Origin of the sequence: Bacillus pseudomycoides DSM 12442, assembly GCF_000161455.1 — a bacterium.
Classification (GTDB): domain Bacteria; phylum Bacillota; class Bacilli; order Bacillales; family Bacillaceae_G; genus Bacillus_A; species Bacillus_A pseudomycoides.
Genome location: NZ_CM000745.1, coordinates 87,833 through 114,397 on the forward strand (window position 1 = coordinate 87,833; position 26,565 = coordinate 114,397).

At 40.7% G+C, this 26,565-nt stretch carries 34 protein-coding genes and 1 other annotated feature; all 34 genes read right to left on the minus strand.

Translation table 11 applies throughout. The features are described 5' to 3' along the window. Positions 1 to 25: 25 nt before the first annotated feature. Positions 26 to 1,327 (minus strand): preprotein translocase subunit SecY, encoded by a 1,302-nt coding sequence (gene secY / locus BPMYX0001_RS00495; RefSeq protein WP_018767343.1) that lies wholly within the window; start codon positions 1,325 to 1,327, stop codon positions 26 to 28. Further along, positions 1,327 to 1,767 (minus strand): 50S ribosomal protein L15, encoded by a 441-nt coding sequence (gene rplO, locus BPMYX0001_RS00500; protein ID WP_006093108.1) that lies wholly within the window; start codon positions 1,765 to 1,767, stop codon positions 1,327 to 1,329. The genes secY and rplO overlap by 1 nt, the downstream gene beginning before the upstream one ends. Before the next feature lie 33 nt (positions 1,768 to 1,800). Continuing rightward, on the minus strand, positions 1,801 to 1,983 hold the full coding sequence (rpmD, locus tag BPMYX0001_RS00505; protein WP_001085234.1) for a 50S ribosomal protein L30: 183 nt from the start codon (positions 1,981 to 1,983) through the stop codon (positions 1,801 to 1,803). 16 nt (positions 1,984 to 1,999) lie between these two features. Next, complete coding sequence (gene rpsE / locus BPMYX0001_RS00510; RefSeq protein WP_003194373.1) at positions 2,000 to 2,500, minus strand: 30S ribosomal protein S5; 501 nt, start codon at positions 2,498 to 2,500, stop codon at positions 2,000 to 2,002. A 21-nt stretch (positions 2,501 to 2,521) separates the two neighbouring features. Then, complete coding sequence (gene rplR, locus BPMYX0001_RS00515) at positions 2,522 to 2,884, minus strand: 50S ribosomal protein L18 (RefSeq protein WP_000628816.1); 363 nt, start codon at positions 2,882 to 2,884, stop codon at positions 2,522 to 2,524. Between the two features lie 31 nt (positions 2,885 to 2,915). Further along, positions 2,916 to 3,455 carry a 50S ribosomal protein L6 gene (gene rplF, locus BPMYX0001_RS00520; protein WP_003194369.1) on the minus strand — a complete coding sequence of 180 codons (540 nt, stop codon included), beginning with the start codon at positions 3,453 to 3,455 and terminating at the stop codon, positions 2,916 to 2,918. A gap of 32 nt (positions 3,456 to 3,487) precedes the next feature. Then, entirely contained in the window at positions 3,488 to 3,886 is a 399-nt protein-coding gene (rpsH, locus tag BPMYX0001_RS00525) for a 30S ribosomal protein S8 (protein ID WP_000245511.1), read from the minus strand. Between the two features lie 29 nt (positions 3,887 to 3,915). After that, on the minus strand, positions 3,916 to 4,101 hold the full coding sequence (rpsN, locus tag BPMYX0001_RS00530; protein WP_001085700.1) for a 30S ribosomal protein S14: 186 nt from the start codon (positions 4,099 to 4,101) through the stop codon (positions 3,916 to 3,918). Positions 4,102 to 4,134: 33 nt separating this feature from the next. Then, positions 4,135 to 4,674, minus strand: coding sequence for a 50S ribosomal protein L5 (gene rplE, locus BPMYX0001_RS00535; RefSeq protein WP_018767345.1), 540 nt, complete (start codon positions 4,672 to 4,674; stop codon positions 4,135 to 4,137). A gap of 26 nt (positions 4,675 to 4,700) precedes the next feature. Then, positions 4,701 to 5,012 (minus strand): 50S ribosomal protein L24, encoded by a 312-nt coding sequence (rplX, locus tag BPMYX0001_RS00540; protein WP_000558201.1) that lies wholly within the window; start codon positions 5,010 to 5,012, stop codon positions 4,701 to 4,703. 38 nt (positions 5,013 to 5,050) lie between these two features. Then, on the minus strand, positions 5,051 to 5,419 hold the full coding sequence (gene rplN, locus BPMYX0001_RS00545) for a 50S ribosomal protein L14 (RefSeq protein ID WP_000615912.1): 369 nt from the start codon (positions 5,417 to 5,419) through the stop codon (positions 5,051 to 5,053). A gap of 43 nt (positions 5,420 to 5,462) precedes the next feature. Continuing rightward, positions 5,463 to 5,726, minus strand: coding sequence for a 30S ribosomal protein S17 (gene rpsQ / locus BPMYX0001_RS00550; RefSeq protein WP_016116954.1), 264 nt, complete (start codon positions 5,724 to 5,726; stop codon positions 5,463 to 5,465). Positions 5,727 to 5,746: 20 nt separating this feature from the next. Beyond that, a complete protein-coding gene (gene rpmC / locus BPMYX0001_RS00555; protein ID WP_000855718.1) occupies positions 5,747 to 5,947 on the minus strand; it encodes a 50S ribosomal protein L29 in 201 nt (66 codons plus the stop codon). Then, positions 5,937 to 6,371, minus strand: coding sequence for a 50S ribosomal protein L16 (gene rplP, locus BPMYX0001_RS00560; RefSeq protein WP_016116953.1), 435 nt, complete (start codon positions 6,369 to 6,371; stop codon positions 5,937 to 5,939). The genes rpmC and rplP overlap by 11 nt, the downstream gene beginning before the upstream one ends. A gap of 1 nt (position 6,372) precedes the next feature. Further along, positions 6,373 to 7,032, minus strand: coding sequence for a 30S ribosomal protein S3 (rpsC, locus tag BPMYX0001_RS00565; protein ID WP_000529958.1), 660 nt, complete (start codon positions 7,030 to 7,032; stop codon positions 6,373 to 6,375). Positions 7,033 to 7,035: 3 nt separating this feature from the next. Beyond that, positions 7,036 to 7,377 (minus strand): 50S ribosomal protein L22, encoded by a 342-nt coding sequence (gene rplV / locus BPMYX0001_RS00570; RefSeq protein WP_003194358.1) that lies wholly within the window; start codon positions 7,375 to 7,377, stop codon positions 7,036 to 7,038. Between the two features lie 17 nt (positions 7,378 to 7,394). Beyond that, on the minus strand, positions 7,395 to 7,673 hold the full coding sequence (rpsS, locus tag BPMYX0001_RS00575; protein WP_000124454.1) for a 30S ribosomal protein S19: 279 nt from the start codon (positions 7,671 to 7,673) through the stop codon (positions 7,395 to 7,397). Positions 7,674 to 7,733: 60 nt separating this feature from the next. Further along, positions 7,734 to 8,564, minus strand: coding sequence for a 50S ribosomal protein L2 (rplB, locus tag BPMYX0001_RS00580; protein ID WP_006093109.1), 831 nt, complete (start codon positions 8,562 to 8,564; stop codon positions 7,734 to 7,736). Positions 8,565 to 8,592: 28 nt separating this feature from the next. Next, positions 8,593 to 8,883: a 50S ribosomal protein L23 gene (gene rplW, locus BPMYX0001_RS00585; RefSeq protein ID WP_006093110.1), complete on the minus strand. Its 291-nt coding sequence runs from the start codon at positions 8,881 to 8,883 to the stop codon at positions 8,593 to 8,595. Next, positions 8,883 to 9,506 (minus strand): 50S ribosomal protein L4, encoded by a 624-nt coding sequence (gene rplD, locus BPMYX0001_RS00590; protein ID WP_003194351.1) that lies wholly within the window; start codon positions 9,504 to 9,506, stop codon positions 8,883 to 8,885. Before rplD ends, rplW begins: the two co-directional genes overlap by 1 nt. Before the next feature lie 25 nt (positions 9,507 to 9,531). After that, entirely contained in the window at positions 9,532 to 10,164 is a 633-nt protein-coding gene (gene rplC, locus BPMYX0001_RS00595; protein WP_003194350.1) for a 50S ribosomal protein L3, read from the minus strand. Positions 10,165 to 10,198: 34 nt separating this feature from the next. After that, a complete protein-coding gene (rpsJ, locus tag BPMYX0001_RS00600; RefSeq protein ID WP_001040596.1) occupies positions 10,199 to 10,507 on the minus strand; it encodes a 30S ribosomal protein S10 in 309 nt (102 codons plus the stop codon). Positions 10,508 to 10,907: 400 nt separating this feature from the next. After that, positions 10,908 to 12,098 (minus strand): elongation factor Tu, encoded by a 1,191-nt coding sequence (tuf, locus tag BPMYX0001_RS00605; protein WP_003205504.1) that lies wholly within the window; start codon positions 12,096 to 12,098, stop codon positions 10,908 to 10,910. 117 nt (positions 12,099 to 12,215) lie between these two features. Further along, positions 12,216 to 14,294, minus strand: coding sequence for an elongation factor G (fusA, locus tag BPMYX0001_RS00610; RefSeq protein ID WP_018767347.1), 2,079 nt, complete (start codon positions 14,292 to 14,294; stop codon positions 12,216 to 12,218). A gap of 206 nt (positions 14,295 to 14,500) precedes the next feature. Next, positions 14,501 to 14,971: a 30S ribosomal protein S7 gene (gene rpsG, locus BPMYX0001_RS00615; RefSeq protein WP_003194344.1), complete on the minus strand. Its 471-nt coding sequence runs from the start codon at positions 14,969 to 14,971 to the stop codon at positions 14,501 to 14,503. A gap of 29 nt (positions 14,972 to 15,000) precedes the next feature. Next, complete coding sequence (gene rpsL, locus BPMYX0001_RS00620; protein ID WP_001142341.1) at positions 15,001 to 15,423, minus strand: 30S ribosomal protein S12; 423 nt, start codon at positions 15,421 to 15,423, stop codon at positions 15,001 to 15,003. 115 nt (positions 15,424 to 15,538) lie between these two features. After that, positions 15,539 to 15,787, minus strand: coding sequence for a 50S ribosomal protein L7ae-like protein (locus BPMYX0001_RS00625; protein ID WP_016116949.1), 249 nt, complete (start codon positions 15,785 to 15,787; stop codon positions 15,539 to 15,541). Between the two features lie 113 nt (positions 15,788 to 15,900). Continuing rightward, the gene (gene rpoC, locus BPMYX0001_RS00630) at positions 15,901 to 19,512 is read right to left on the minus strand and encodes a DNA-directed RNA polymerase subunit beta' (protein WP_003194339.1); all 3,612 of its coding nucleotides are present in this window, start codon (positions 19,510 to 19,512) and stop codon (positions 15,901 to 15,903) included. 37 nt (positions 19,513 to 19,549) lie between these two features. Then, entirely contained in the window at positions 19,550 to 23,080 is a 3,531-nt protein-coding gene (gene rpoB, locus BPMYX0001_RS00635) for a DNA-directed RNA polymerase subunit beta (RefSeq protein WP_018767348.1), read from the minus strand. A gap of 290 nt (positions 23,081 to 23,370) precedes the next feature. Next, a complete protein-coding gene (locus BPMYX0001_RS00640; RefSeq protein WP_018767349.1) occupies positions 23,371 to 23,970 on the minus strand; it encodes a class I SAM-dependent methyltransferase in 600 nt (199 codons plus the stop codon). A 75-nt stretch (positions 23,971 to 24,045) separates the two neighbouring features. Beyond that, a complete protein-coding gene (gene rplL, locus BPMYX0001_RS00645) occupies positions 24,046 to 24,405 on the minus strand; it encodes a 50S ribosomal protein L7/L12 (protein ID WP_006093113.1) in 360 nt (119 codons plus the stop codon). A gap of 67 nt (positions 24,406 to 24,472) precedes the next feature. Beyond that, on the minus strand, positions 24,473 to 24,973 hold the full coding sequence (gene rplJ / locus BPMYX0001_RS00650) for a 50S ribosomal protein L10 (RefSeq protein WP_006093114.1): 501 nt from the start codon (positions 24,971 to 24,973) through the stop codon (positions 24,473 to 24,475). Positions 24,974 to 25,013: 40 nt separating this feature from the next. Continuing rightward, positions 25,014 to 25,156: a sequence feature (ribosomal protein L10 leader region), on the minus strand. A gap of 49 nt (positions 25,157 to 25,205) precedes the next feature. Further along, a complete protein-coding gene (rplA, locus tag BPMYX0001_RS00655) occupies positions 25,206 to 25,898 on the minus strand; it encodes a 50S ribosomal protein L1 (protein WP_003205496.1) in 693 nt (230 codons plus the stop codon). A gap of 181 nt (positions 25,899 to 26,079) precedes the next feature. Next, positions 26,080 to 26,505, minus strand: coding sequence for a 50S ribosomal protein L11 (gene rplK / locus BPMYX0001_RS00660; RefSeq protein ID WP_001085872.1), 426 nt, complete (start codon positions 26,503 to 26,505; stop codon positions 26,080 to 26,082). Positions 26,506 to 26,565: the final 60 nt, after the last annotated feature.

A 26,565-nucleotide genomic window follows, 5' to 3' on the forward strand; every position in this document is an offset into this window, starting at 1 on the left:
AGGGAAGACAATTCTTCCCACTTACTCACTGCTTGATAAACCCTTTGTAATGGCGTTTTACCAGTTGGCTTTCTAGCTGCTTCATTGTTTCTAAAGCAACGCCGACAACGATTAACATACTCGTTCCACCGATCTGTGCAGATGGAGGAAGATTTCCCAATTTCGTAAAGATAACTGGAAGAATTGCAATCGCTGCTAGGAAAATAGATCCTACAAAGGTCAAACGATACAAGATTTTTGTTAGATATTGTTCTGTATTCTTACCCGGACGAATACCTGGAACATATCCACCTTGCTTGTTTAGGTTTTCTGACATTTGCTCTGGATTAACCTGAACAAATGCATAGAAGTATGCGAAGGCTACAATGAGCGCTACATATATTATCATTCCCACTGGGTGGGAATAGTTAAAGTTTGCAATAATCCACTGCGATACGTCATGTTTCGGGAAGAACTGTGCAATAGTTGGAGGTGTAATCAAGAATGAAACAGCAAAAATTACTGGAATAACACCCGCACTATTTACCTTAAGCGGTAAATGTGTGTTTTGTGCTCCAGCATGATTACCATTTCCTCCTGTTACACGCTTCGCATATTGAATTGGGATCTTTCTAACAGCTTGTTGAATGAAAATAACACCAACAACAACTGCTAACACAGCTAGTAAAATCAATACAACTTTAACAATACTCATGAACAATTGATCTCCGGCATTTTGAAACTGTTGTTGATACACTTGAGATATTACACTTGGGATCGCTGCGGCAATACCACCAAAGATCAGGATGGAAATACCATTACCTACACCTTTAGCTGTAATCTGTTCACCTAACCACATTAAAAATGCAGTACCAGCAGTCAGTACCGTAGCAATGTATAAATAAGTGCTCCAACCTGGATTCAAAATTAACTGTCCACCTACCATACCGTTAAAACCGATTGACATACCAAACCCCTGAATAAACGCAAGAACAATTGTAAAATAACGCGTGAATTGCGTTAGTTTACGACGGCCCATTTCGCCTTGCTTCGACCATTCCGAAAATTTAGGAACAACATCCATCTGCAATAATTGCACGATGATGGATGCTGTAATATACGGCATGATTCCCATCGCAAAGATGGAGAAGTTTTTCAACGCGCCACCGCCAAATGTATTTAGGATGCCTAAAGCATTTAACTGATCTTGTGCTTTCAGTACGTCTCCATTTGTAAATGGCACTGGGATAAACGTGCCAATCCTGAATACGATTAGCATCGCTAAAGTGAATAATATTTTACGTCTTATCTCAGCAACGCGCATAAAGTTGGAGATTGTACGAAACATTAGATCACCTCAACTGATCCACCAGCTGCTTCAATTGCTTCTTTAGCACTTGAAGAGAACTTGTGCGCTTTAACAGTTAATTTTTTCTCTACAGCTCCGCTTGCAAGAACTTTAACACCGTCGTTTAATTTGCTGATAACGCCAGTTTCCAGCAATAATTCAGGTGTTACTTCTGTACCATCTTCAAAACGATTTAACGTTGCTAAGTTTACGATAGTAAACTCTTTACGGTTAATGTTTGTGAAGCCGCGTTTTGGTAAACGACGGAATAATGGAGTTTGACCACCTTCGAAGCCAAGACGAACACCGCCACCAGAACGTGCGTTTTGTCCTTTATGACCTTTACCAGCAGTTTTACCGTTACCAGAACCGATACCACGACCGACACGGTTACGTACTTTACGAGAACCTTCTGCAGGTTTTAATTCATGAAGTTTCATTCCCAGGCACCTCCTTATATTAATGAGTTATCCTTAAGCTTCTTTTACAGTTACAAGGTGAGAAACTTTGTTGATCATACCAAGAATAGCAGGAGTTTCTTCCTTAACTACAGTTGAATTCAACTTTTTAAGACCTAAAGCTTCTACCGTCGCACGTTGATCTTGTGGACGACCAATTACACTACGAGTGAGGGTAATTTCTAACTTTTTCGCCATTTGTTTTCCCTCCTTCTTAACCTAGTAGCTCTTCTACAGATTTACCGCGTAATTTTGCAACATCTTCAGCGCGCTTAAGCTCGCTTAATCCGTTCACAGTAGCGCGAATCATGTTAATTGGTGTGTTAGAACCAAGAGATTTCGAAAGAATATCTTGTACACCAGCTAATTCAAGTACCGCACGAACTGGTCCACCAGCAATAACTCCAGTACCTTCAGCAGCAGGTTTTAAGAATACTTCACCAGCTCCAAAATGACCGTTGATTGTGTGTGGAATTGTTGTACCAACTAATGGTACTGTGATTAAGTTTTTCTTAGCGTCTTCGATAGCTTTGCGAATTGCGTCTGGTACCTCTTGTGCTTTACCCGTACCGAATCCAACATGACCGTTTTTATCGCCAACTACAACTAGTGCAGCAAAGCGGAAACGACGACCACCCTTAACAACTTTCGCAACACGATTTATCGTAACTACACGTTCTTCAAGTTCTAATTTACTTGGGTCAATGCGATGCATCAATTTTCCCTCCTTTGACCATTAAAATTGTAATCCAGCCTCACGAGCAGCTTCAGCTAGAGCTTTAACACGGCCATGGTATAAGTAACCACCGCGATCAAATACTACTTCTTTAACGCCTTTCTCTACAGCACGCTTAGCAACTGATTCTCCAACTTTCGTAGCAGCTTCAATATTGCTAGTACCGTTAAGAGCAAGGTCTTTATCAAGAGTAGATGCACTTACTAATGTTACACCATTTACATCATCAATAACTTGAGCGTAAATATGTTGGTTAGAACGGAACACATTTAAACGTGGACGTTCTGCAGTACCAGTAAGTTTTGCACGTACACGTGCATGTCTTTTCTTACGAGTCGCATTTTTATCAGCTTTAGTGATCATTCTTGTCACTCCTTTCTCTCACCTAACGGGTTTACTTAGCAGTTTTACCTTCTTTACGACGAACAACTTCGCCTTCGTAACGAATACCTTTGCCTTTATATGGCTCTGGAGCACGTACAGCACGGATGTTAGCAGCAAATTCGCCAACACGTTGCTTGTCGATACCTTTAATTACGATTTTAGTTGGTGCAGGTACTTCAACTTCAAGTCCTGCTTCCGGAGTCATTTCTACTGGATGAGAATAACCTACGCTTAATACAAGTTTATCACCTTGTTTTTGAGCACGGTAACCAACACCGACTAATTCAAGTCCGCGTGCGAAACCTGTAGTTACACCTTCAACCATGTTTCCGATTAAAGCACGAGTTGTACCGTGTAATGCACGGTGTTCCTTCTGTTCAGATGGACGCTCAACTGTTAGTGTATTTTCTTCAATTTTGATAGACATATCAGCATTGAAAGTACGAGTTAATTCACCTTTAGGGCCTTTTACTGTTACAGTATTGTCTTCTGCAACTGTGATAGTAACACCTGCAGGGATTTCAAGAATCTTTTTACCAATACGAGACATGTGGTCACACCTCCGTTCGTTTTAAATATATATTACCAAACGTATGCTACTACTTCTCCACCAGTTTGTAATTGACGAGCATCTTTGTCTGTCATTACTCCCTTAGATGTAGAAACAAGAGCGATACCTAATCCGTTAAGTACACGTGGTACTTCGTCAGCTTTAGCGTAAACGCGTAAGCCAGGTTTACTGATACGTTTTAATCCAGTGATTACACGTTCATTGTTTGCACCATATTTCAGGAAAATACGAAGGATACCTTGTTTGTTATCCTCGATGTATTCTACATCACGAATGAAACCTTCACGTTTTAAAAGTTCAGCGATCTCTTTTTTGATTTTAGAAGCAGGAACCTCTAATTTCTCATGACGTACCATGTTCGCATTACGGATGCGAGTAAGCATGTCTGCAATTGGATCTGTCATCACCATGTGTTTTACCTCCTTCCCATTTGTGGGTTTTACCAACTAGCTTTTTTAACACCAGGAATTTGACCTTTATATGCAAGTTCACGGAAACAAATACGGCAAAGTTTAAATTTGCGGTATACAGAATGCGGACGACCGCAGCGTTCGCAACGTGTATACTCTTGTACTTTAAACTTAGGAGTACGCTTTTGTTTCGCGATCATAGATTTTTTAGCCACGTTTTCGCCTCCTCTACTTAGCGTTGGCTTCCATTATTTTTGGAATGGCATACCGAATTGTGTTAAAAGTTCACGAGCTTCTTCATCAGTTTTCGCTGTAGTAACGATTACGATGTCCATACCGCGGACTTTACTTACTTTATCATAATCAATCTCAGGGAAAATTAGTTGCTCTTTAACACCTAATGTGTAGTTACCACGACCGTCGAATGATTTCTTAGAAACACCACGGAAATCACGCACACGTGGTAAAGAAACTGATACTAATTTGTCGAAGAACTCATACATTTGCTCACCGCGTAAAGTTACTTTTGCACCGATTGGCATACCTTCACGAAGACGGAAACCAGCGATTGATTTTTTAGCGCGAGTTACAACAGGTTTTTGACCTGCGATATGCGTTAATTCTTCTACTGCATTGTCTAAAGCTTTTGAGTTAGATACCGCGTCACCAACACCAGTGTTGATTACGATCTTTTCGATTTTCGGTACTTCCATCACAGATTTATAGTTAAACTTGCTCACTAGAGCAGGAGTAATTTCCTTTTGGAACTTCTCTTTAAGGCGATTCAATGAAGTGACCTCCTTTCTTAAGAAAATTATTTATCTAATAATTCACCAGATTTTTTTGCAATACGAACTTTTTTACCATCTTCTACTTTGAAGCCTACACGAGTAGGTTCGCCTGTTTTCGGATCTAATACCATAACATTAGAAACGTGAATAGGTGCTTCTTTCGTAATAATTCCACCTTGTGGATTTAATTGAGATGGCTTAGAGTGTTTCTTAACGATGTTAACACCCTCAACGATAACACGGTTTTGCTTTGGGAAAGCCACAAGGATAACACCTTGTTTTCCTTTGTCTTTACCAGTGATTACCTGTACTTTATCACCTTTTTTTACATGCATCTTAATTCTGCACCTCCTTAGCAAGGCAATACCTTAAATTATAGAACTTCTGGAGCTAAAGAAACGATCTTCATGAAGTTGCTATCACGTAATTCACGAGCTACTGGTCCAAAGATACGAGTACCACGTGGGCTCTTATCGTCTTTAATGATAACCGCTGCGTTTTCATCAAATTTAATATAAGAACCGTCCGGACGACGAGCTCCGCTCTTCGTACGTACCACTACTGCCTTAACAACGTCACCTTTTTTAACAACGCCACCTGGTGTTGCTTGTTTTACCGTAGCAACGATAATATCACCAATGTTAGCATATTTACGACCAGAGCCGCCTAATACCTTAATTGTTAAAAGTTCACGTGCACCAGAATTGTCAGCAACTTTCAAACGAGATTCTTGTTGGATCATGTTATGAAACCTCCCTTCGGACTAAAAATTCCGATTCGTCTATTTAGATAATAACCGCTTCTTCAACGATTTCAACTAAACGGAAACGCTTAGTAGCAGAAAGCGGGCGAGTTTCCATGATTTTTACGATATCGCCAATTTTTGCTTGGTTTTGCTCATCATGGGCTTTGTACTTTTTAGAATACTTAACACGTTTTCCGTACAAGGAATGAGTTTTGTAAGTTTCAACTAAAACTGTAATCGTTTTGTCCATTTTGTCAGACACTACACGACCAGTATAAACTTTGCGTTGGTTACGTTCGCTCACTATGCAAACCTCCCCTCAATTTATCGATTAATTCCGATCTCTCTTTCACGAACTACAGTTTTCATACGAGCGATCGCTTTACGCACTTCACGGATGCGAGTTGGATTCTCTAATTGTCCTGTAGCAAGTTGGAAGCGAAGATTAAACAACTCTTCCTTTAAAGCTTTAACTTTTGTTTCGATTTCGGCAGTGGTTAATTCACGAATATCATTAGTTTTCATTAGATTCACCACCATTTTCTTCACGTTTTACGAATTTACATTTCACTGGTAATTTGTGAGCTGCAAGACGTAATGCTTCGCGTGCTACCTCTTCAGATACACCCGCGATTTCGAACATAATTTTCCCAGGTTTTACTACTGCTACCCAGCCTTCTGGTGCCCCTTTACCGGAACCCATACGTACTTCTAGAGGTTTTGCAGTGTAAGGCTTAGAAGGGAAAATTTTAATCCATACTTTACCGCCACGTTTCATGTAACGAGTCATTGCACGACGAGCAGCTTCGATTTGACGGTTTGTAATCCATGAAGCAGCTTGTGCTTGTAAACCGAATTCACCGAAAGCAATTTCAGCTCCACCTTTTGCACGACCACGCATTTTACCACGATGCTCTCTACGATATTTTACGCGTTTAGGCATTAACATATTATTTTCCTCCTTCCTCAGAAGCTTTCTTTTTTGTAGGAAGGACTTCTCCACGGTAGATCCATACTTTTACGCCTAATTTACCGTATGTTGTATCAGCTTCAACTGCTGCATAGTCAATATCAGCGCGAAGTGTATGAAGTGGAACAGTTCCTTCACTGTAAGATTCTGCACGAGCGATATCAGCTCCGCCAAGACGACCAGAAACCTGTGTTTTAATACCTTTAGCTCCTGCACGCATAGCACGTTGAATTACTTGCTTCTGTGCACGACGGAAAGATACACGGTTTTCTAATTGACGAGCGATGTTTTCGCCTACTAATTTAGCGTTAAGATCAGCTCTCTTAACTTCTAAGATGTTGATGTGTACACGCTTGCCTGTTAATTGGTTAAGAGCTTTACGAAGTGCTTCAACTTCTGTACCACCTTTACCAATTACCATACCAGGTTTTGCAGTGTGAATTGTAACATTTACACGATTTGCTGCACGTTCGATCTCTACTTTAGCAACAGCAGAATCTTTTAAGCGTACAGTAATGTACTCACGGATTTTGATGTCTTCATGTAATAATGTAGCGTAATCTTTTTCAGCGAACCAACGAGATTCCCAGTCACGGATAACACCGACACGAAGACCAATTGGATTAACCTTCTGACCCATCGATTATCCCTCCTTCTTTTCTGATACCACAACTGTAATGTGGCTTGTGCGTTTGTTAATTTGGCTTGCACGACCCATTGCACGTGGACGGAAACGTTTCAACGTTGGACCTTCGTCAACGAAAACTGTTTCAACAACTAGGTTGTTAATGTCCATTTCGTAATTGTGCTCTGCATTTGCGATTGCAGATTTTAAAACTTTCTCTACAACTGGAGAAGCAGTTTTTGGTGTGTGGTTAAGGATAGCAATCGCTTCACCCACTTGCTTACCTCGGATTAAGTCTACAACTAAACGAACTTTACGAGGAGCAATACGAACTGTTCTCGCTACTGCTTTAGCTTGCATTGAAGTGCCTCCTCTCATTATCTTCTAGTTTTCTTATCGTCAGCAAGGTGACCTTTGTACGTACGAGTTGGTGCGAATTCACCTAACTTATGGCCAACCATATCCTCAGTGATGTACACAGGTACGTGTTTACGACCATCATATACAGCAATTGTATGACCGATGAACTGAGGGAAGATTGTTGAACGGCGAGACCAAGTTTTAACAACTTGTTTTTGCTCAGATGCAACTAATTTTTCCATTTTGCTCATTAAGTGATCATCGACAAATGGTCCTTTTTTTAAGCTACGAGCCATTGTGGTGCCTCCCTTCGTGATTGGCGTACGGTTCTAGAAATGAACCGTACTACAATCCCATTATTTTTTACGACGACGAACGATAAATTTATCAGACGCTTTATTTTTCTTACGAGTCTTGAATCCAAGAGTTGGTTTACCCCATGGAGACATTGGAGACTTACGTCCGATTGGAGAGCGTCCTTCACCACCACCGTGTGGGTGATCAACTGGGTTCATTACAGAACCACGAACTGTTGGGCGCTTACCTAACCAGCGAGAGCGACCCGCTTTACCGATTTTGATAAGTTCATGTTGTTCGTTACCTACTTGACCAACTGTAGCGCGGCAAGCAGATAATACTAAACGCACTTCACCAGAAGTTAAGCGTACAAGTACGTATTTTCCTTCTTTACCAAGTACTTGAGCAGATGTACCAGCAGAACGAACTAATTGTCCGCCACGACCAGGCTTAAGCTCGATGTTATGAACAACAGTACCTACTGGAATGTTGATTAATGGTAATGCGTTACCGATTTTAATGTCAGCTTCAGCGCCAGACATAACTTCCATACCTACTTCTAAGTTTTTAGGAGCAAGGATGTAACGTTTTTCACCGTCAACGTAGTTAATTAATGCGATATTCGCAGAGCGGTTTGGATCGTATTCGATCGTAGCAACGCGTCCTGGAATTCCATCTTTGTTACGTTTAAAGTCGATGATACGGTATTGACGCTTATGTCCGCCACCTTGGTGACGTACAGTAATTTTACCTTGGTTATTACGACCAGCCTTTTTGCTTAAAGGCGCAAGTAAAGACTTTTCCGGTCTGTCAGTCGTAATTTCAGCGAAATCATTCGTAGTCATGTTACGACGACCATTAGTAGTTGGATTATACTTTTTAATTGCCATCTCAATTTCCCTCCTTCTTTAGTAAGAATTAAACACCTTGGAAGATTTCGATTTCTTTGCTGTCAGCAGTTAGCTTAACGATTGCTTTACGACGACGGTTAGTAAAACCAGCGTGACGACCAACGCGTTTTGCTTTCGGCTTGTAGTTCATGATGTTTACTTTCTCTACATTAACACCAAAGATCGCTTCTACAGCGTCTTTAACTTCTGTTTTATTAGATTTAACGTCCACATCGAACGTGTATTTTTTTTCAGCCATCATTTCCATAGAACGTTCAGTGATAACTGGGCGCTTAATGATATCACGAGGATCTCTCATTATGCAAGCACCTCCTCTACTTTTTCCACTGCCGCTTTTGTCATGATTAGCTTATCATGATGAAGCACGTCTAAAACGTTTACGCCATCAGCAGTGATTACTGTTACTCCAGGGATATTGCGAGCAGATAACTCTACAGCTTCGTTTGCATCAGCAGTTACGATAAGAGCTTTCTTCTCTACAGTTAATCCTTTAAGTACTGCTACCATGTCTTTTGTTTTCGGTGCATTTAACACTAGGTCTTCAAGAACTACAATGTTGTTCTCAACTACTTTAGTAGCTAATGCAGATTTAATAGCTAAGCGACGAACTTTCTTAGGAAGTTTGTAAGCATAGCTTCTTGGTGTAGGTCCGAATACCGTACCACCACCACGCCATTGAGGAGAGCGGATAGAACCTTGACGAGCACGTCCAGTTCCTTTTTGACGCCATGGTTTACGACCACCACCGCGCACTTCAGAGCGAGTTTTTACTTTGTGTGTACCTTGACGTAAAGATGCACGTTGCATCATTACAGCTTCGAAAAGTACAGCTTCATTTGGTTCGATACCGAAAATAGCTTCAGCTAATTCGATTTCACCAACCTGTGAACCAGTTTGGTTATATACAGTAACTTTTGGCATTGGAATTCCTCCTTCCTATTGTGAATTATTTACTAACCTTCACAGCGCCTTGAACAACTACAAGAGATTTCTTAGCACCTGGAACGTTACCTTTTACTAGTAATAAGTTGCGCTCAGCGTCAACTTGAACGATTTCTAAGTTTTGGATTGTAACTTGGTCTCCACCCATACGTCCAGCAAGTTTTTTACCTTTGAATACACGGTTCGGAGCAACTGGGCCCATTGAACCAGGACGACGGTGATAGCGAGAACCATGAGACATAGGTCCGCGAGATTGTCCGTGGCGTTTAATAACACCTTGGAAACCTTTACCTTTAGAAATTCCTGTTACGTCAACGATTTCACCTGCAGTGAAAACTTCAACTTTTACCTCTTGACCAACCTCTAATCCGTCCACGTCTGCATCGCGGATTTCGCGAATGAAGCGCTTAGGAGTAGTAGATGCTTTAGCAGTGTGGCCTTGTTCAGGTTTGTTAGTTAACTTTTCACGTTTATCGTCAAATCCTAACTGAATTGCATTATAGCCGTCAGTTTCTGTTGTTTTCTTTTGAAGAACAACGTTTGGAGTCGCAGCGATTACTGTTACTGGGATTAACTCACCGTTTTCAGCAAATACTTGAGTCATACCGATCTTTCTTCCTAAGATTCCTTTGGTCATGAGTTACACCTCCTACATTTTTAAGTTATATAAATTATAGTTTGATTTCGATATCTACACCAGATGGTAAATCTAAACGCATTAATGAATCTACTGTTTGCGGAGTAGGACTCACGATGTCGATTAGACGTTTGTGCGTGCGCATTTCGAATTGCTCACGAGAATCTTTGTACTTATGAACAGCACGAAGAATTGTGTAAACAGTTTTTTCAGTTGGTAATGGGATCGGACCAGAAACTGTTGCCCCAGAACGCTTAGCTGTTTCTACAATTTTCTCAGCTGACTGATCAAGAATACGGTGATCGTAAGCTTTTAAACGGATACGAATTTTTTCTTTTGCCATTATTTTCCCTCCTTCGTTCGCCTATTTCTAAAATAGACCTTCTCCATGGAAATTTCCCCACACCATGCCATGGCAAAGCGGCCGGGTGTGTCAGCAACCTTCCACTTCATCGCAGTCAAAGACCAACATTGTCTATTATACAATGTTATTCGTCTAGATGCAAGCATCTTTTTGTTTGCATCTACTTTTCTCTACTTTTGCTATTATACATGGCACTTTAAAGAATTTCAAGTTTTCATCTACTCTCATTTAACTTGCAATTTTTGGTCGTTACTTTCGTTTTATATACTATAGAAGAAACTCATTCAAAAATAGAAAATGCACCTCTTTCTTCTATATAAACAAGCAATAAAAAAACTCAAGGGATTCTCCCTTGAGTTTTTAATAATCTATTTAAAGATTATTCAGCAACGATTGTAGCAACTACACCGTAACCTACTGTACGTCCACCTTCACGAATAGAGAATTTAGTTCCCTCTTCGATTGCGATTGGAGCGATAAGTTCGATAGTCATTTCGATGTTGTCACCAGGCATTACCATTTCAGTACCTTCTGGTAATTGGATGATACCAGTTACGTCAGTTGTACGGAAATAGAATTGCGGACGGTAGTTAGCGAAGAATGGAGTGTGACGTCCACCTTCTTCTTTAGATAATACGAAAACTTCAGCTTTGAATTTAGCATGAGCTTTTACAGAACCGCTTTTAGCAAGAACTTGTCCACGTTGGATGTCTTCACGAGCAACCCCACGAAGTAGAGCACCAATGTTGTCTCCAGCTTGAGCTTGGTCAAGAAGTTTACGGAACATTTCTACACCAGTTACAGTTGTAGAAGCGTTCTCTTCAGCAAGACCGATGATTTCTACTACGTCACCAACTTTAACTACTCCACGCTCTACACGTCCAGTTGCAACTGTACCACGACCTGTGATAGAGAATACATCCTCGATAGGCATTAAGAATGGTTTGTCAGTTTCACGTTCTGGAGTTGGGATGTAAGCATCAACTTCAGCCATTAATTCGATGATTTTTTCTTCCCACTCAGCTTCTCCTTGAAGAGCTTTAAGAGCAGAACCTTTAACTACAGGAATATCGTCGCCTGGGAATCCGTATTCAGATAATAGGTCGCGAACTTCCATTTCTACTAATTCTAATAATTCTTCGTCGTCTACCATGTCGCATTTGTTTAAGAATACAACGATGTAAGGAACACCTACTTGACGAGAAAGAAGGATGTGCTCACGTGTTTGAGGCATTGGGCCATCAGCAGCAGATACTACTAAGATACCGCCGTCCATTTGAGCAGCACCAGTGATCATGTTTTTAACATAGTCAGCGTGACCTGGGCAGTCAACGTGTGCATAGTGACGAGTTTCAGTTTCGTACTCAACGTGTGCAGTTGAGATTGTGATACCGCGCTCTCTTTCTTCTGGAGCAGCATCGATTTGGTCGTATCCGCGTGCTTCAGCACCACCAGCTTTTGCAAGAACTGTAGTGATCGCAGCAGTTAATGTAGTTTTACCATGGTCAACGTGGCCGATTGTACCGATGTTAACATGGGGTTTAGAACGTTCGAATTTAGCTTTAGCCATTCTAAATTCCTCCTTAGTTTATATAGGTTATTTTATATTTAGACTAGAAAGTGAAACTTAAGTCCCACTTTCTAAGCTTACATAAGTAGTTATACTTGAACAATCGATAAAAATCAATTATTCACCTTTATTTTTTTTGATAATTTCTTCTGAAACAGACTTCGGTACTTCTTCATAATGATCAAATGTCATTGAGAATGTTCCGCGTCCTTGCGTGTTAGAACGTAATGACGTTGCATAACCGAACATTTCAGAAAGTGGAACCATAGCGCGAACAACTTGTGCGTTACCGCGAGCTTCCATACCTTCTACACGTCCACGACGAGATGTTACGTCACCCATAATGTCACCCATGTACTCTTCAGGAATTACAACTTCAACTTTCATCATTGGCTCAAGAATTACTGGGCTACATTTAGAAACCGCAGCTTTAAGCGCCATAGATGCAGCGATTTTGAACGCCATCTCAGAGGAGTCAACATCATGGTAAGATCCATCAACTAATGCAGCTTTAATGTCAACTAGTGGATAACCAGCTAGTACACCATTTTTAAGTGCATCTTCAAGACCTGCTCCAACAGCTGGGATGTATTCACGTGGAACTACACCACCGACGATCTTGTTTTGGAATTCGAATCCTTTACCTTCTTCATTAGGTTCAAACTCAATCCAAACGTGACCGAATTGTCCACGACCACCAGATTGACGAGCGAACTTACCTTCAACTTTCGCAGCAGCACGGAAAGTCTCACGGTATGCTACCTGAGGAGCACCAACGTTTGCTTCCACTTTGAATTCACGACGCATACGGTCAACGATGATATCAAGGTGAAGTTCACCCATACCAGCGATGATTGTTTGGCCAGTTTCTTGGTCAGTGTGAGCACGGAATGTTGGATCTTCTTCAGAAAGCTTAGATAATGCTGTACCCATTTTATCTTGGTCAGCTTTAGATTTTGGTTCGATAGCTACAGAGATAACTGGCTCTGGGAATTCCATAGACTCAAGGATAACAAGGCTCTTCTCGTCACAAAGAGTATCACCAGTAGTAGTATCTTTTAAACCAACAGCAGCAGCGATATCACCAGCGTAAACTGTTGAAATCTCTTCACGGCTGTTAGCGTGCATTTGTAGGATACGTCCTACACGCTCACGCTTACCTTTAGTTGAGTTTTTCACGTATGATCCAGAGTTTAACACACCAGAATATACACGGAAGAACGTTAATTTACCAACATAAGGGTCAGTCATGATTTTGAATGCTAGAGCTGCGAATGGCTCTTCATCGCTAGACTTACGTTCTACAGCTTCATCTGTATCCGGAAGAGTACCTTTAATAGCAGGTACATCTAATGGAGATGGTAAGTAGTCAATAACTGCGTCTAACAGAATCTGAACACCTTTATTTTTGAATGCAGAACCACAGATTACTGGGAAGAATTCAACAGAAGTTGTAGCCTTACGGATACCAGCTTTAAGCTCTTCTACAGTAATTTCTTCACCTTCTAGGTACTTCATCATCATTTCTTCATCAAGCTCAGCTACCGCTTCAATAAGTTTTCCACGGTATTCTTCAGCTAGTTCTTTGTGCTCTTCAGGAATTTCAACACGCTCGATGTCTGTTCCTAAATCGTTACCGTACATGTAAGCACACTCTTCAACAAGGTCAATGATACCATTGAACTCGTCCTCAGCACCGATTGGTAACTGAATTGGATGTGCGTTTGCTTGTAAACGATCGTGGATTGTTCCTACAGAGTATAAGAAATCTGCACCGATCTTATCCATTTTGTTAACGAATACGATACGAGGTACGCCGTAAGTAGTAGCCTGACGCCAAACAGTTTCTGTTTGTGGTTCTACACCAGATTGTGCATCAAGTACTGCTACCGCACCATCAAGTACGCGTAAAGAACGTTCTACTTCTACTGTGAAGTCTACGTGTCCTGGAGTGTCAATGATATTTACACGGTGACCTTTCCATTGAGCTGTAGTTGCAGCAGAAGTAATTGTGATACCACGCTCTTGCTCTTGCTCCATCCAGTCCATCTGAGATGCACCTTCATGAGTTTCACCGATTTTATGAATACGTCCTGTGTAATACAGAATACGCTCAGTTGCTGTTGTTTTACCAGCATCGATGTGAGCCATGATACCAATATTACGAGTGTTTTCTAAAGAGAACTCTCTTGTCATTTGGTGTCTTGCTCCTTCCATATATGGATTGGATTATTTTATTTTAAGTAGCAAAAAAGCCACTTTATATTGTTACATATGCCAGTGTCCAGTACCCTCATTATGTAAAACGAGCGCCCAACGAAAGGGAGAGGCATTCTCCCTCTCCACACTTCCATAAGCGACAAATAAAGCGGTTTATGCATACATTTATTTTACGTTGAATCCTACCAACGGTAATGAGCAAATGCTTTGTTAGCTTCTGCCATTTTATGAGTGTCTTCACGTTTCTTAACAGATGCACCAGCGTTGTTAGCTGCATCTAAGATTTCGTAAGCTAGACGCTCTTCCATAGTTTTTTCACCACGAAGACGAGCATAGTTTACTAACCAGCGAAGACCTAAAGTTGTACGGCGTTCTGGACGAACCTCAACTGGAACTTGGTAGTTAGCACCACCAACACGACGAGCGCGTACTTCAAGAACAGGCATGATGTTCTTAAGAGCTTGCTCGAATACTTCCATAGGCTCTTTACCAGCACGTTCACGAACGATATCGAACGCGTTATAAAGAATTGTTTGAGATTTACCTTTTTTACCGTCAACCATCATTTTGTTGATTAGGCGTGTTACAAGTTTAGAATTGTACATTGGATCTGGTAACACGTCACGTTTCGCAACAGGTCCTTTACGAGGCATATTGAGTTCCTCCTTTCATTTTAAGTTTATTATTTTTTAGCAGGTTTTGGTCGCTTAGTACCATATTTAGAACGTCCTTGCATACGTTTGTCAACACCAGCTGTATCAAGCGCACCACGAACGATGTGGTAACGTACCCCTGGTAAATCCTTTACACGACCACCGCGAATTAATACTACGCTATGCTCTTGTAGGTTATGACCGATACCTGGGATGTAAGCTGTAACCTCGATACCATTTGTTAAACGTACACGAGCGTATTTACGTAACGCTGAGTTCGGTTTCTTTGGAGTCATTGTACCAACACGAGTACACACACCACGTTTTTGAGGTGCAGAGATATCAGTTGATTTTTTCTTTAAAGAGTTGAAACCTTTGTTTAACGCAGGTGATTTAGATTTCCATACTTTATCAGTACGACCATTTCTCACTAATTGGTTAATAGTAGGCATTTGATTTATCCTCCCTTCGCATGTTTGTATGACCACATATCCAGGTGGTTCATTATTAGTTGAAAACAAAGTTTTTGCAAGGAAGAGCAAATGCTCTCTCCTCACAAAAACAGTTTTAACTTATTATTCCTATTGCTGAAGCTCCCACTTGAATCCCCGAAACTTTTCCAAGTTTACGAATTGATTCAACTTTGGTTATGGGTACGTTATATTGCAATGCAGTACGAGTAATAACATGGGTTAACCGCATGTCAGCATCTTCTGCAATGACAACTTCTTTAACTGTACCATTTTTGATTGCTTCCAATGTTCGTTTATGACCAACGACTACATTTTCAGCAGTTGACACTTTTTGATAAGACATATACATATCCTCCAAAGCATCGTTCAGGAGCAACCTTGCTTATAGTAACATTTTGACTCATATAATGTCAACTAGGATTATCTGTTTTTATACAAAATTTACGACGGAAAATTTTACTGTTCCACATAAACTTCATCGTTTTCTACATTCATGTCATCTTGTGTTGTTTTCACAAGATCCACTTTGCGATAACGATTCATACCTGTTCCAGCAGGAACAAGTTTACCGATAATAACATTCTCTTTCAATCCTAGAAGTTCATCACGTTTTCCTTTAATTGCTGCATCTGTTAGAACACGAGTTGTTTCTTGGAACGATGCTGCAGATAAGAATGAATCTGTTTCTAGTGAAGCTTTTGTAATACCAAGAAGAACCGGTCTAGCCGTTGCTGGTTGTTTACCTAATAGTAACACCTTCGCATTCGCATCAGTGAACTGATGGATGTCTAGTAACGTTCCTGGTAATACATCTGTTTCACCAGCATCGCTTACGCGAACTTTACGAAGCATTTGGCGAACCATTACTTCTACGTGCTTATCACCAATTTCTACCCCTTGCATACGGTATACTTTTTGAACTTCACGTAGTAAGTATTCTTGAACTGCTGTAATATCAGTTACTTTTAATAATTCTTTCGGATCAATAGAACCTTCTGTTAACTCTTTTCCGTGACTGATAGGCTGTCCTGGAGTTACTTTCAGACGAGCACCGTAAGGAATAGCATACGTACGAGCTTCAACTTCACCCTGTACAACTACTTCTTGACGATCTTTAACATCGTTGATCGCTGCGATAACACCGTCGATTTCACTGATAACTGCCTGACCTTTCGGATTACGAGCTTCGAAGATCTCTTGAATACGAGGTAAACCTTGTGTGATATCATCCCCGGCAACCCCACCTGTATGGAACGTACGCATCGTTAACTGTGTACCTGGCTCACCGATAGATTGAGCTGCGATAATACCTACCGCCTCTCCTACTTCTACGTCTGTACCAGTTGCTAAGTTACGACCGTAACACTTCTTACATACACCATGGCGAGTATTACATGTAAACGCTGAACGAATGTTTACAGTTTCAACACCCGAATTTTCAACGATATGAGCGATATCTTCAGTAATTAATTGGTTTTCACCAACTAATACTTCACCTGTTTCAGGATGTTTTACAGTTTTTCTTGCAAAACGTCCAACAAGACGGTCATATAATGACTCAATAACTTCATTACCCTCTTTAATCGCACCAATTAGTAAACCACGATCTGTTCCACAATCATCTTCACGGACAATTACATCTTGTGCAACGTCTACAAGACGACGTGTTAAGTAACCAGAATCGGCAGTTTTAAGTGCTGTATCGGCAAGACCTTTACGCGCACCATGCGTAGAGATGAAGTACTCAAGTACTGTTAAACCTTCACGGAAACTTGATTTGATTGGAAGTTCAATGATACGACCAGATGGGTTTGCCATCAAACCACGCATACCAGCAAGCTGAGTAAAGTTCGATGCGTTACCACGGGCACCAGAATCACTCATCATGAAGATTGGATTGCGCTTATTCAAGGATTTCATCAGTTTTCCTTGGATAACATCTTTCGCATTACTCCAAATAGAGATAACACGATCGTAACGTTCTTCTTCCGTGATTAAACCGCGACGGAATTGTTTAATTACATTATCCACTTTTGCTTGTGCTTCGTGGAGAATTTCATCTTTTTCACCTAATACAAGAATATCCGCTACCCCAACTGTAATACCAGCTTTTGTAGAATATTTAAATCCTAAGTTTTTCATGCGATCAAGCATACGAGATGTTTCCGTAATTTGGAAACGTTTAAATACTTCCGCAATGATATTTCCAAGGATTTTCTTGCTAAATGGCGCCACTTCTTCACGACTAGCGATAATCTCTTTAATGTTCGCACCTTTTTCAACGAAATACTTCGCTGGTGTTTCTTTTTCAAGGTTTGAATTTGTCGGTTCGTTAATATAAGGGAACGACTTCGGTAAGATTTCGTTAAACATTAATTTACCAACTGTTGTTAATAGCAGTTTGCTCTTTTGCTCTTCAGTAAATGTTTCGTTGTTTACTGAACTTGCAGCAACTGCAACACGTGTGTGCAGATGTACATATCCATTTTGATATGCAAGCAATGCTTCATTTGCATCTTTGAACACCATACCTTCACCAATTGCACCCTCGCGCTCAAGTGTTAAGTAGTAGTTACCTAATACCATATCCTGAGATGGAGTAACAACTGGTTTTCCATCTTTCGGGTTCAAGATGTTTTGTGCCGCTAACATAAGAAGACGAGCTTCCGCTTGAGCTTCTGATGATAACGGAACGTGAACCGCCATTTGGTCACCATCAAAGTCCGCGTTGTATGCAGTACATACAAGTGGATGAAGACGGATTGCGCGTCCTTCTACTAATGTAGGTTCGAACGCCTGGATACCAAGACGGTGAAGCGTTGGAGCACGGTTTAGAAGTACAGGGTGTTCTTTAATCACAGATTCTAAAACATCCCAAACTTCAGGTTGTACACGCTCGATTTTACGCTTCGCACTCTTAATGTTGTGTGCTAATCCTTTTTCCACTAAATCTTTCATAACGAAAGGTTTGAACAGTTCAAGCGCCATCTCTTTCGGTAATCCACATTGATACATCTTTAAGTTCGGTCCTACAACGATTACAGAACGGCCAGAGTAGTCAACACGTTTACCTAATAAGTTTTGACGGAAACGTCCTTGTTTACCTTTAAGCATGTGAGATAGTGATTTTAATGGGCGGTTACCTGGTCCAGTAACTGGACGGCCACGACGACCATTATCGATTAATGCGTCTACAGCTTCTTGTAACATACGTTTTTCGTTTTGAACGATGATGCTTGGTGCACCTAAGTCCAATAGACGTTTTAAACGATTATTACGGTTAATTACACGACGATATAAATCATTTAAGTCAGAAGTTGCAAAACGTCCACCATCTAACTGTACCATTGGGCGTAGTTCTGGCGGGATAACTGGAAGAACATCTAAGATCATCCAAGATGGCTCATTACCAGAGTTACGGAATGCTTCTAATACTTCTAGACGTTTAATAGCACGAGTACGGCGTTGTCCTTGTGCTGTTTTTAATTCTTCTTTTAAGAAGTCTACTTCTTTATCTAAATCGATGTCTTGTAATAGCTTCTTAATTGCTTCTGCACCCATAGCAGCTTGGAATGTGCTGCCATATCGATCACGATATGCACGGTATTCTTTTTCAGAAAGTAATTGCTTCTTATCAAGTGGTGTATCTCCACTTTCTGTTACAACATAAGAAGCGAAATAAATTACTTCTTCAAGCGCGCGAGGGGACATGTCTAAGACAAGTCCCATGCGGCTCGGGATACCTTTGAAATACCAAATATGAGATACAGGAGCAGCTAATTCGATATGGCCCATACGTTCACGACGAACTTTTGCACGCGTTACTTCAACGCCACATCGATCACAAACTACACCTTTATAACGTACACGTTTATATTTTCCGCAATGACATTCCCAGTCCTTTTGTGGTCCGAAAATACGCTCACAGAACAAGCCATCTTTTTCAGGCTTTAACGTACGATAGTTAATCGTTTCTGGTTTCTTAACTTCACCGTATGACCAAGAACGAATCTTGTCAGGTGAAGCAAGTCCAATCTTCATATATTCAAAGTTATTTACATCTATCAAGGGGCCTACCTCCCTTTTAGTCTACAGGTTATCCCAATTATTCCTTAGTTGTCTCAACTTCGATATTCAATTTGTCTGCTGATTGATGATCATCATCTTCCGTATCACGCATCTCAATTTCTGTATCGTCACTAGACATCATTTTAACGTCCATACCTAAACTTTGCAGTTCTTTAATCAATACTTTGAATGATTCTGGAACGCCTGGTTCTGGAACATTTTCACCTTTAACAATTGCTTCGTACGTCTTAACACGTCCAACAACATCATCAGACTTCACTGTTAAGATTTCTTGAAGAGTATAAGCAGCACCGTAAGCTTCAAGTGCCCAAACCTCCATCTCACCGAAACGCTGTCCACCGAACTGAGCTTTACCTCCAAGAGGTTGCTGCGTTACAAGTGAGTATGGTCCAGTAGAACGAGCATGAAGTTTATCGTCAACCATGTGCGCAAGTTTGATCATGTACATGACACCAACAGATACGCGATTGTCGAATGGTTCACCAGTACGTCCATCATAAAGGATTGTTTTCGCATCATTTGCCATACCAGCTTCTTCGATTGTACCCCATACGTCTTCCTCACGAGCACCATCGAATACTGGCGTTGCAATATGGATGCCAAGGTATCTTGCTGCCATACCAAGATGAAGCTCTAATACCTGACCGATATTCATACGAGATGGTACCCCTAATGGGTTCAACATGATATCAATTGGCGTGCCATCTGGTAAGTAAGGCATATCTTCTTCTGGTAAAATGCGAGAGATAACACCTTTGTTACCATGACGACCGGCCATCTTGTCACCTTCAGAAATTTTACGTTTTTGAACGATATATGCACGTACAAGTTGGTTCACACCTGGTGGCAATTCATCGCCATCTTCACGGTTGAATACTTTTACATCTAAGATAATACCGCCACCACCATGTGGTACACGTAGTGATGTATCACGTACTTCACGCGCTTTTTCACCGAAGATTGCATGTAATAGACGTTCTTCTGCTGTTAATTCTGTTACACCTTTTGGCGTTACTTTACCAACAAGTAGATCTCCATCTTTTACTTCAGCACCGACGCGAATAATACCGCGCTCGTCAAGATTACGAAGTGCATCTTCCCCAACATTCGGGATATCACGTGTAATTTCTTCTGGTCCAAGCTTCGTATCACGAGCTTCTGATTCATATTCTTCAATATGGATAGAAGTGTACACATCATCTTTTACAAGGCGCTCACTCATGATGATTGCATCCTCGTAGTTATAACCATCCCATGTCATAAAGCCAACAAGCACGTTACGTCCAAGTGCTAGTTCACCTTTTTCCATAGAAGGACCATCCGCAAGGATTTCACCTTTTACAACTTGATCTCCAACACTTACAATTGGACGTTGATTGTAACAAGTTCCTTGGTTAGAACGAATGAATTTCAACATTTTGTAGCGATCTAAATCGCCTTTTACTTTTTGACCGTCAACTTCTACATAGCGACGTACCCAAACTTCACGTGCTTCTACGCGCTCAACAGTACCAGGATGTTTACAGATTACTGCAGCTCCTGAGTCTTTTGCTGATACGTACTCCATACCTGTACCTACAATCGGAGATTCCGGATTCATTAACGGAACCGCCTGACGTTGCATGTTCGCACCCATAAGTGCACGGTTGGAGTCATCGTTTTCTAAGAACGGAATACAAGCTGTCGCTGCGGACACTACTTGTTTTGGAGATACATCCATGTAATCGATACGTTCTTTATTTGTGACAATGTTTTCACCACGGAAACGAGCTACGATATCTTCATCAAGGAATTCTCCTTCTTCAGATAATTTCATGTTCGCTTGGGCTACAACATAGTTATCTTCTTCATCTGCTGTTAAGTAATCAACATGGCCCGTTACACGTCCAGTTTCTGGATCAACACGACGGTATGGTGTTTCAATGAAACCAAACTCATTTACTTTCGCGAATGAAGATAATGAGTTGATCAAACCGATGTTTGGTCCCTCTGGCGTTTCGATTGGACACATACGACCATAGTGAGAGTAGTGAACGTCACGTACTTCAAAGCCTGCACGCTCACGCGTTAAACCACCAGGTCCTAATGCAGATAGTCTTCGTTTGTGTGTTAACTCTGCTAATGGGTTTGTTTGGTCCATGAACTGAGATAACTGAGAACTTCCGAAGAACTCTTTAATAGATGCAATAACCGGACGAATGTTAATTAACGCTTGCGGTGTAATTGCATTTGTATCTTGAATCGACATTCTCTCACGAACAACACGTTCCATACGAGAAAGGCCGATACGGAATTGGTTTTGTAATAACTCCCCTACAGAACGAAGACGACGGTTTCCTAAATGGTCAATATCATCTGTATCCCCTACTTTGTATAGTAAGTTAAAGAAGTAGCTAATAGAAGCAAGGATATCACCTGGTGTGATGTGTTTTACGTCACGAGTGATATTTGCATTCCCAATTACATTGATAGAACGTTCACCGTCTGACTCTGGAGCATAAATCTTAATCGATTGCAGCTCAACATCGCCTTCTACCACTCCACCCATTGGTTTCGCTGTCTTGAATCCAATGTTTTTCTCTAAGTAAGGTAAAATGCGATCTAGTGTACGACGGTCTAAGATTGTTCCTTCTGCTGCTAAAATTTCTCCAGTTTCTGGATCTACTAATGTTTCAGCTAAGCGTTGGTTAAACAATCTGTTTTTAATGTGTAACTTTTTGTTGATCTTGTAACGACCTACATTTGCTAAATCGTAGCGCTTCGGATCAAAGAAGCGAGAAACAAGCAAGCTTTTCGCATTTTCTACTGTTGGTGGTTCACCTGGGCGTAGACGCTCATAAATTTCAAGCAATGCTTTTTCTGTGCTATCTGTGTTGTCTTTTTCTAGCGTATTGCTTAAGTATTCGTTATCACCTAAAAGCTCGGTGATTTCTTGATCAGAGCCAAACCCTAATGCGCGTAACAAAACAGTTACAGGAAGTTTACGCGTACGGTCGATACGCACATATACAACATCCTTAGCATCTGTTTCATACTCTAACCAAGCTCCGCGGTTTGGAATTACAGTAGCAGTAAAACCACGTTTTCCGTTTTTATCCACTTTGCCACTATAGTATACGCTTGGAGAGCGAACTAACTGGGAAACGATAACACGTTCTGCACCGTTAATTACGAATGTTCCTGTCTCTGTCATGAGTGGGAAATCTCCCATGAACACATCCTGTTCTTTTACTTCACCAGTTTCCTTATTGATTAGACGAACTTTCACACGAAGTGGTGCTGCATACGTCACATCACGCTCTTTACATTCTTCTACAGAGTATTTAGGTTCACCTAAGCTGTAGTCGATAAATTCAAGCGATAGATTTCCCGTAAAGTCTTCAATCGGAGAAATGTCTTGGAACATTTCTCGCAAACCCTCATCAAGAAACCACTGATAAGAAGAGGTTTGAATTTCGATAAGATTTGGTAACTCTAATACTTCACTAATACGGGCATAACTTCTTCGTTGGCGGTGGCGTCCGTATTGAACTAGTTGACCTGTCAACTGCTTCACCCCTCAAATCATGAGTATTATAAATGCACAAAAAAATTGTGCAAAATCACAAATAAATATAGCTAACGCCAGTAGCGCAGCTTTTTTCTCTCAAAGATAGATACGTTGAGTCTTTCTACCTGCTCAAAAAAGAAAAATGGCTTCTATAAGAAAACCATCATTCTGTTTCATCATCTGCTGATTTTACTATCTTTTCCAAGAGAAGCAAAAATATACATCGTTCTCAACGCAGAAAATCATATATTGGCATTGTATAATGTTAACATAGCCAAAAATAACCGTCAACGTTTTTTTGATTTTATGATATAATATCCTTTTTTCTTTTCTACAACTTCAACTTCAGAAAATGTTTCCTCTAGTTTTTTAAGCGCAGATGGTGCACCTTGTTTCTTTTGAATAACAATCCAAAGCTCTCCACCCGACACTAGATGAATGGCAGCTTTTTCTAAAATCTCATGCACGATATGCTTACCAGCACGAATTGGAGGATTAGATAGAATAGCAGCATACTTGCCATCTACATTTTCATAGACACTACTTTGAAAAATACGAACGTTTTCAACTTTGTTATTAGCAGCATTTTCTTTTGCAAGTCCAAGTGCCCTTTCGTTCACATCCACCATGTGAACACTACGCTCTTGAAACTCTTTCGCTAACGACAAACCGATTGGACCGTATCCACATCCCACGTCTAATACGTCACCTTTAATATCCGGCATTTGAAAAGCTTCAATTAAAAGACGAGAACCAAAGTCCACCTCGTTTTTCGAAAACACCCCATGGTCAGATAAAAAAGCAAATTGAGATCCTCGCAATGTATATTCCCATCGTTTACGATCACTTTTGCTCGAAGGGTCATTAGAAAAATAATGGTCTGCCATATGGCCACCTCTTTTCTTTACAGTTAAAAAAAAAGCCCGCATAAGAGCGAGCTTTTTTTAAGCTTCAAAAGTTAATTACTTAACTTCTACAGCAGCGCCAACTTCTTCAAGTTTAGCTTTCATTTCTTCAGCTTCTTCTTTAGAAGCGCCTTCTTTGATTGCTTTTGGTGTGTTGTCAACTAATTCTTTAGCTTCTTTTAAGCCAAGACCAGTGATTTCACGAACAACTTTGATAACTTTGATTTTTTGCGCGCCAGCACTTTCAAGTACTACGTCAAATTCAGTTTTCTCAGCAGCAGCTTCACCAGCGCCACCAACAACAGCTACAGGAGCAGCAGCAGTTACGCCGAATTCTTCCTCGATAGCTTTTACTAAGTCGTTAAGTTCTAATACAGTCATAGATTTAACTGCTTCAATGATTTGTTCTTTAGTCATTGTAAATATCCTCCCTTAGATAGGTTTGTATTGTTTTATCGATAACACGTAATTATCTTTTAAAAAATTAAGCGCCTTGCTCTTCCTTTTGATCTGCAACTGCTTTAGTAGCAAGTGCAAGGTTACGGATTGGAGCTTGAAGAACGCTAAGAAGCATAGAAAGTAAGCCTTCACGAGATGGAAGAGTAGCGATAGCTTTAACCTCATCAAGTGTTACAAGTTTACCTTCGATTACGCCCGCTTTAATTTCTAAAGCTTCATGATCTTTAGCGAAGTCGTTTAATACTTTCGCAGGAGCAACTACATCCTCGTTACTGAACGCGATTGCGTTTGGTCCTGTTAAGAATTCGTTTAACTCAGCCATTTCAACAGATTCTGCAGCACGACGAGTTAAAGAGTTTTTGTAAACTTTGAACTCAACGCCAGCTTCACGTAAGTTTTTACGTAATTCTGTTGCTTCAGCAACTGTTAAACCACGGTAGTCAACAACGATTGTAGATTTACTTTCGCGAAGTTTTTCAGCGATTTCAGTTACAACTTGTTGTTTAGTTTCGATTGCTTTGCTCATGTTATTACACCTCCTGTAGATTATATAGAAGATGTACCGACAGTGCACTAAAAAACCCCCATGCCCAATTGTAGACATGGAGGCATATAGTCACAGAAAAAATTCCGTTTCGTATATTAACACCTAGGTGGGAAATTAAGCCAAGTTGGCACCCACTGTCTACGGTACACTATTTAAATTCACAACATAAATGATTATATTAAAACTTCTTTATGAAGTCAACTTCCAATTTTTACGCGATTGTAGAAACGTCTACACGTACGCCAGGTCCCATTGTAGAAGCAACAGTTGCGTTCTTCATGTAAGTACCTTTTGCAGCAGCTGGTTTAGCTTTTAACAGCGTGTCAGCAATTGTTTTGAAGTTTTCTACTAGTTTAGCATCTTCGAAAGATACTTTACCGATTGGAACATGGATGTTACCAGCTTTATCAACGCGGTATTCAACTTTACCAGCTTTGATTTCGTTAACAGCTTTTGTTACATCGAAAGTAACTGTTCCAGTTTTAGGGTTCGGCATTAAACCTTTAGGTCCTAATACACGACCAAGTTTACCAACTTCACCCATCATGTCAGGAGTTGCTACTACTACATCGAAATCGAACCAACCTTGTTGGATTTTGCCGATGTAATCAGTATCACCTACGAAGTCAGCGCCAGCAGCTTCAGCTTCTTTTGCTTTTTCGCCTTTAGCGAATACTAATACACGTTGAACTTTACCAGTACCGTGTGGAAGAACAACTGCACCACGAATTTGTTGGTCAGCTTTCTTAGGGTCAACACCTAAACGAAATGCAGCTTCTACAGTTGCATCAAATTTAGCTGTGTTTGTTTTCTTTACTAATTCTACTGCTTCTGTTGCAGAGTAAGCAGTTGCACGATCAACAAGCTTCGCAGCTTCTACGTACTTTTTACCTCTTTTAGCCATGTTTATTTCCTCCTTGAATGTGGTTTTAGCGGAATAACCTCCCACGTTTACGCCTTCATTCCGGGAACCCCCGAGGATGTGCGCCCATCCATTTATTTAAAAACGATACTCATTTACGATAATAAAGGTTGCGAATTGGAATTCCAGACCCGCAACCTTTTTTACAAAAAAACAAATCGAATTAGTCTTCGATTACGATGCCCATACTGCGTGCAGTACCTTCAACCATACGCATTGCAGCTTCTACACTAGCAGCGTTTAGGTCAGGCATTTTAGTTTCAGCGATTTCGCGAACTTTATCACGCTTAACAGTTGCCACTTTATTACGGTTTGGTTCACCAGAACCAGACTCGATACCAGCTACTTTCTTAAGAAGAACAGCAGCAGGAGGAGTTTTAGTAATGAAAGTGAATGAACGGTCTTCGAATACCGTAATTTCAACAGGAATGATAAGACCAGCTTGGTCTGCTGTACGAGCGTTGAACTCTTTACAGAAGCCCATGATATTAACACCCGCTTGTCCTAATGCTGGACCAACTGGTGGAGCTGGGTTAGCTTTACCTGCAGGAATTTGAAGTTTTACCATTTTAATTACCTTTTTAGCCACGAGACACACCTCCTTAAGTCCGTGATGTGGTCAATTGGGCAGTGATTTGCCCTCCCACTT

What these genes read in the sequence shown, in the direction of transcription:
- secY (WP_018767343.1), bottom strand. Translation starts at nt 1,327, where the DNA reads ATGTTTCGTACAATCTCCAACTTTATGCGCGTTGCTGAGATAAGACGT.
- rplO (WP_006093108.1), bottom strand. Translation starts at nt 1,767, where the DNA reads ATGAAACTTCATGAATTAAAACCTGCAGAAGGTTCTCGTAAAGTACGT.
- rpmD (WP_001085234.1), bottom strand. Translation starts at nt 1,983, where the DNA reads ATGGCGAAAAAGTTAGAAATTACCCTCACTCGTAGTGTAATTGGTCGT.
- rpsE (WP_003194373.1), bottom strand. Translation starts at nt 2,500, where the DNA reads ATGCATCGCATTGACCCAAGTAAATTAGAACTTGAAGAACGTGTAGTT.
- rplR (WP_000628816.1), bottom strand. Translation starts at nt 2,884, where the DNA reads ATGATCACTAAAGCTGATAAAAATGCGACTCGTAAGAAAAGACATGCA.
- rplF (WP_003194369.1), bottom strand. Translation starts at nt 3,455, where the DNA reads ATGTCTCGTATTGGTAAAAAGATTCTTGAAATCCCTGCAGGTGTTACT.
- rpsH (WP_000245511.1), bottom strand. Translation starts at nt 3,886, where the DNA reads ATGGTGATGACAGATCCAATTGCAGACATGCTTACTCGCATCCGTAAT.
- rplX (WP_000558201.1), bottom strand. Translation starts at nt 5,012, where the DNA reads ATGCATGTAAAAAAAGGTGATAAAGTACAGGTAATCACTGGTAAAGAC.
- rplN (WP_000615912.1), bottom strand. Translation starts at nt 5,419, where the DNA reads ATGATCCAACAAGAATCTCGTTTGAAAGTTGCTGACAATTCTGGTGCA.
- rpmC (WP_000855718.1), bottom strand. Translation starts at nt 5,947, where the DNA reads ATGAAAACTAATGATATTCGTGAATTAACCACTGCCGAAATCGAAACA.
- rplP (WP_016116953.1), bottom strand. Translation starts at nt 6,371, where the DNA reads ATGTTAATGCCTAAACGCGTAAAATATCGTAGAGAGCATCGTGGTAAA.
- rpsC (WP_000529958.1), bottom strand. Translation starts at nt 7,032, where the DNA reads ATGGGTCAGAAGGTTAATCCAATTGGTCTTCGTGTCGGTGTTATCCGT.
- rplV (WP_003194358.1), bottom strand. Translation starts at nt 7,377, where the DNA reads ATGCAAGCTAAAGCAGTAGCGAGAACAGTTCGTATTGCTCCTCGTAAA.
- rpsS (WP_000124454.1), bottom strand. Translation starts at nt 7,673, where the DNA reads ATGGCTCGTAGCTTAAAAAAAGGACCATTTGTCGATGATCACTTAATG.
- rplB (WP_006093109.1), bottom strand. Translation starts at nt 8,564, where the DNA reads ATGGCAATTAAAAAGTATAATCCAACTACTAATGGTCGTCGTAACATG.
- rplW (WP_006093110.1), bottom strand. Translation starts at nt 8,883, where the DNA reads ATGAGAGATCCTCGTGATATCATTAAGCGCCCAGTTATCACTGAACGT.
- rplD (WP_003194351.1), bottom strand. Translation starts at nt 9,506, where the DNA reads ATGCCAAAAGTTACTGTATATAACCAAACTGGTTCACAGGTTGGTGAA.
- rplC (WP_003194350.1), bottom strand. Translation starts at nt 10,164, where the DNA reads ATGACCAAAGGAATCTTAGGAAGAAAGATCGGTATGACTCAAGTATTT.
- rpsJ (WP_001040596.1), bottom strand. Translation starts at nt 10,507, where the DNA reads ATGGCAAAAGAAAAAATTCGTATCCGTTTAAAAGCTTACGATCACCGT.
- tuf (WP_003205504.1), bottom strand. Translation starts at nt 12,098, where the DNA reads ATGGCTAAAGCTAAATTCGAACGTTCTAAACCCCATGTTAACATCGGT.
- fusA (WP_018767347.1), bottom strand. Translation starts at nt 14,294, where the DNA reads ATGACAAGAGAGTTCTCTTTAGAAAACACTCGTAATATTGGTATCATG.
- rpsG (WP_003194344.1), bottom strand. Translation starts at nt 14,971, where the DNA reads ATGCCTCGTAAAGGACCTGTTGCGAAACGTGACGTGTTACCAGATCCA.
- rpsL (WP_001142341.1), bottom strand. Translation starts at nt 15,423, where the DNA reads ATGCCTACTATTAACCAATTAGTGAGAAATGGTCGTACTGATAAAGTA.
- BPMYX0001_RS00625 (WP_016116949.1), bottom strand. Translation starts at nt 15,787, where the DNA reads ATGTCTTATCAAAAAGTGTCAACTGCTGAAAATGTAGTCGTTGGTCAT.
- BPMYX0001_RS00640 (WP_018767349.1), bottom strand. Translation starts at nt 23,970, where the DNA reads ATGGCAGACCATTATTTTTCTAATGACCCTTCGAGCAAAAGTGATCGT.
- rplL (WP_006093113.1), bottom strand. Translation starts at nt 24,405, where the DNA reads ATGACTAAAGAACAAATCATTGAAGCAGTTAAATCTATGACTGTATTA.
- rplJ (WP_006093114.1), bottom strand. Translation starts at nt 24,973, where the DNA reads ATGAGCAAAGCAATCGAAACTAAACAACAAGTTGTAACTGAAATCGCT.
- rplA (WP_003205496.1), bottom strand. Translation starts at nt 25,898, where the DNA reads ATGGCTAAAAGAGGTAAAAAGTACGTAGAAGCTGCGAAGCTTGTTGAT.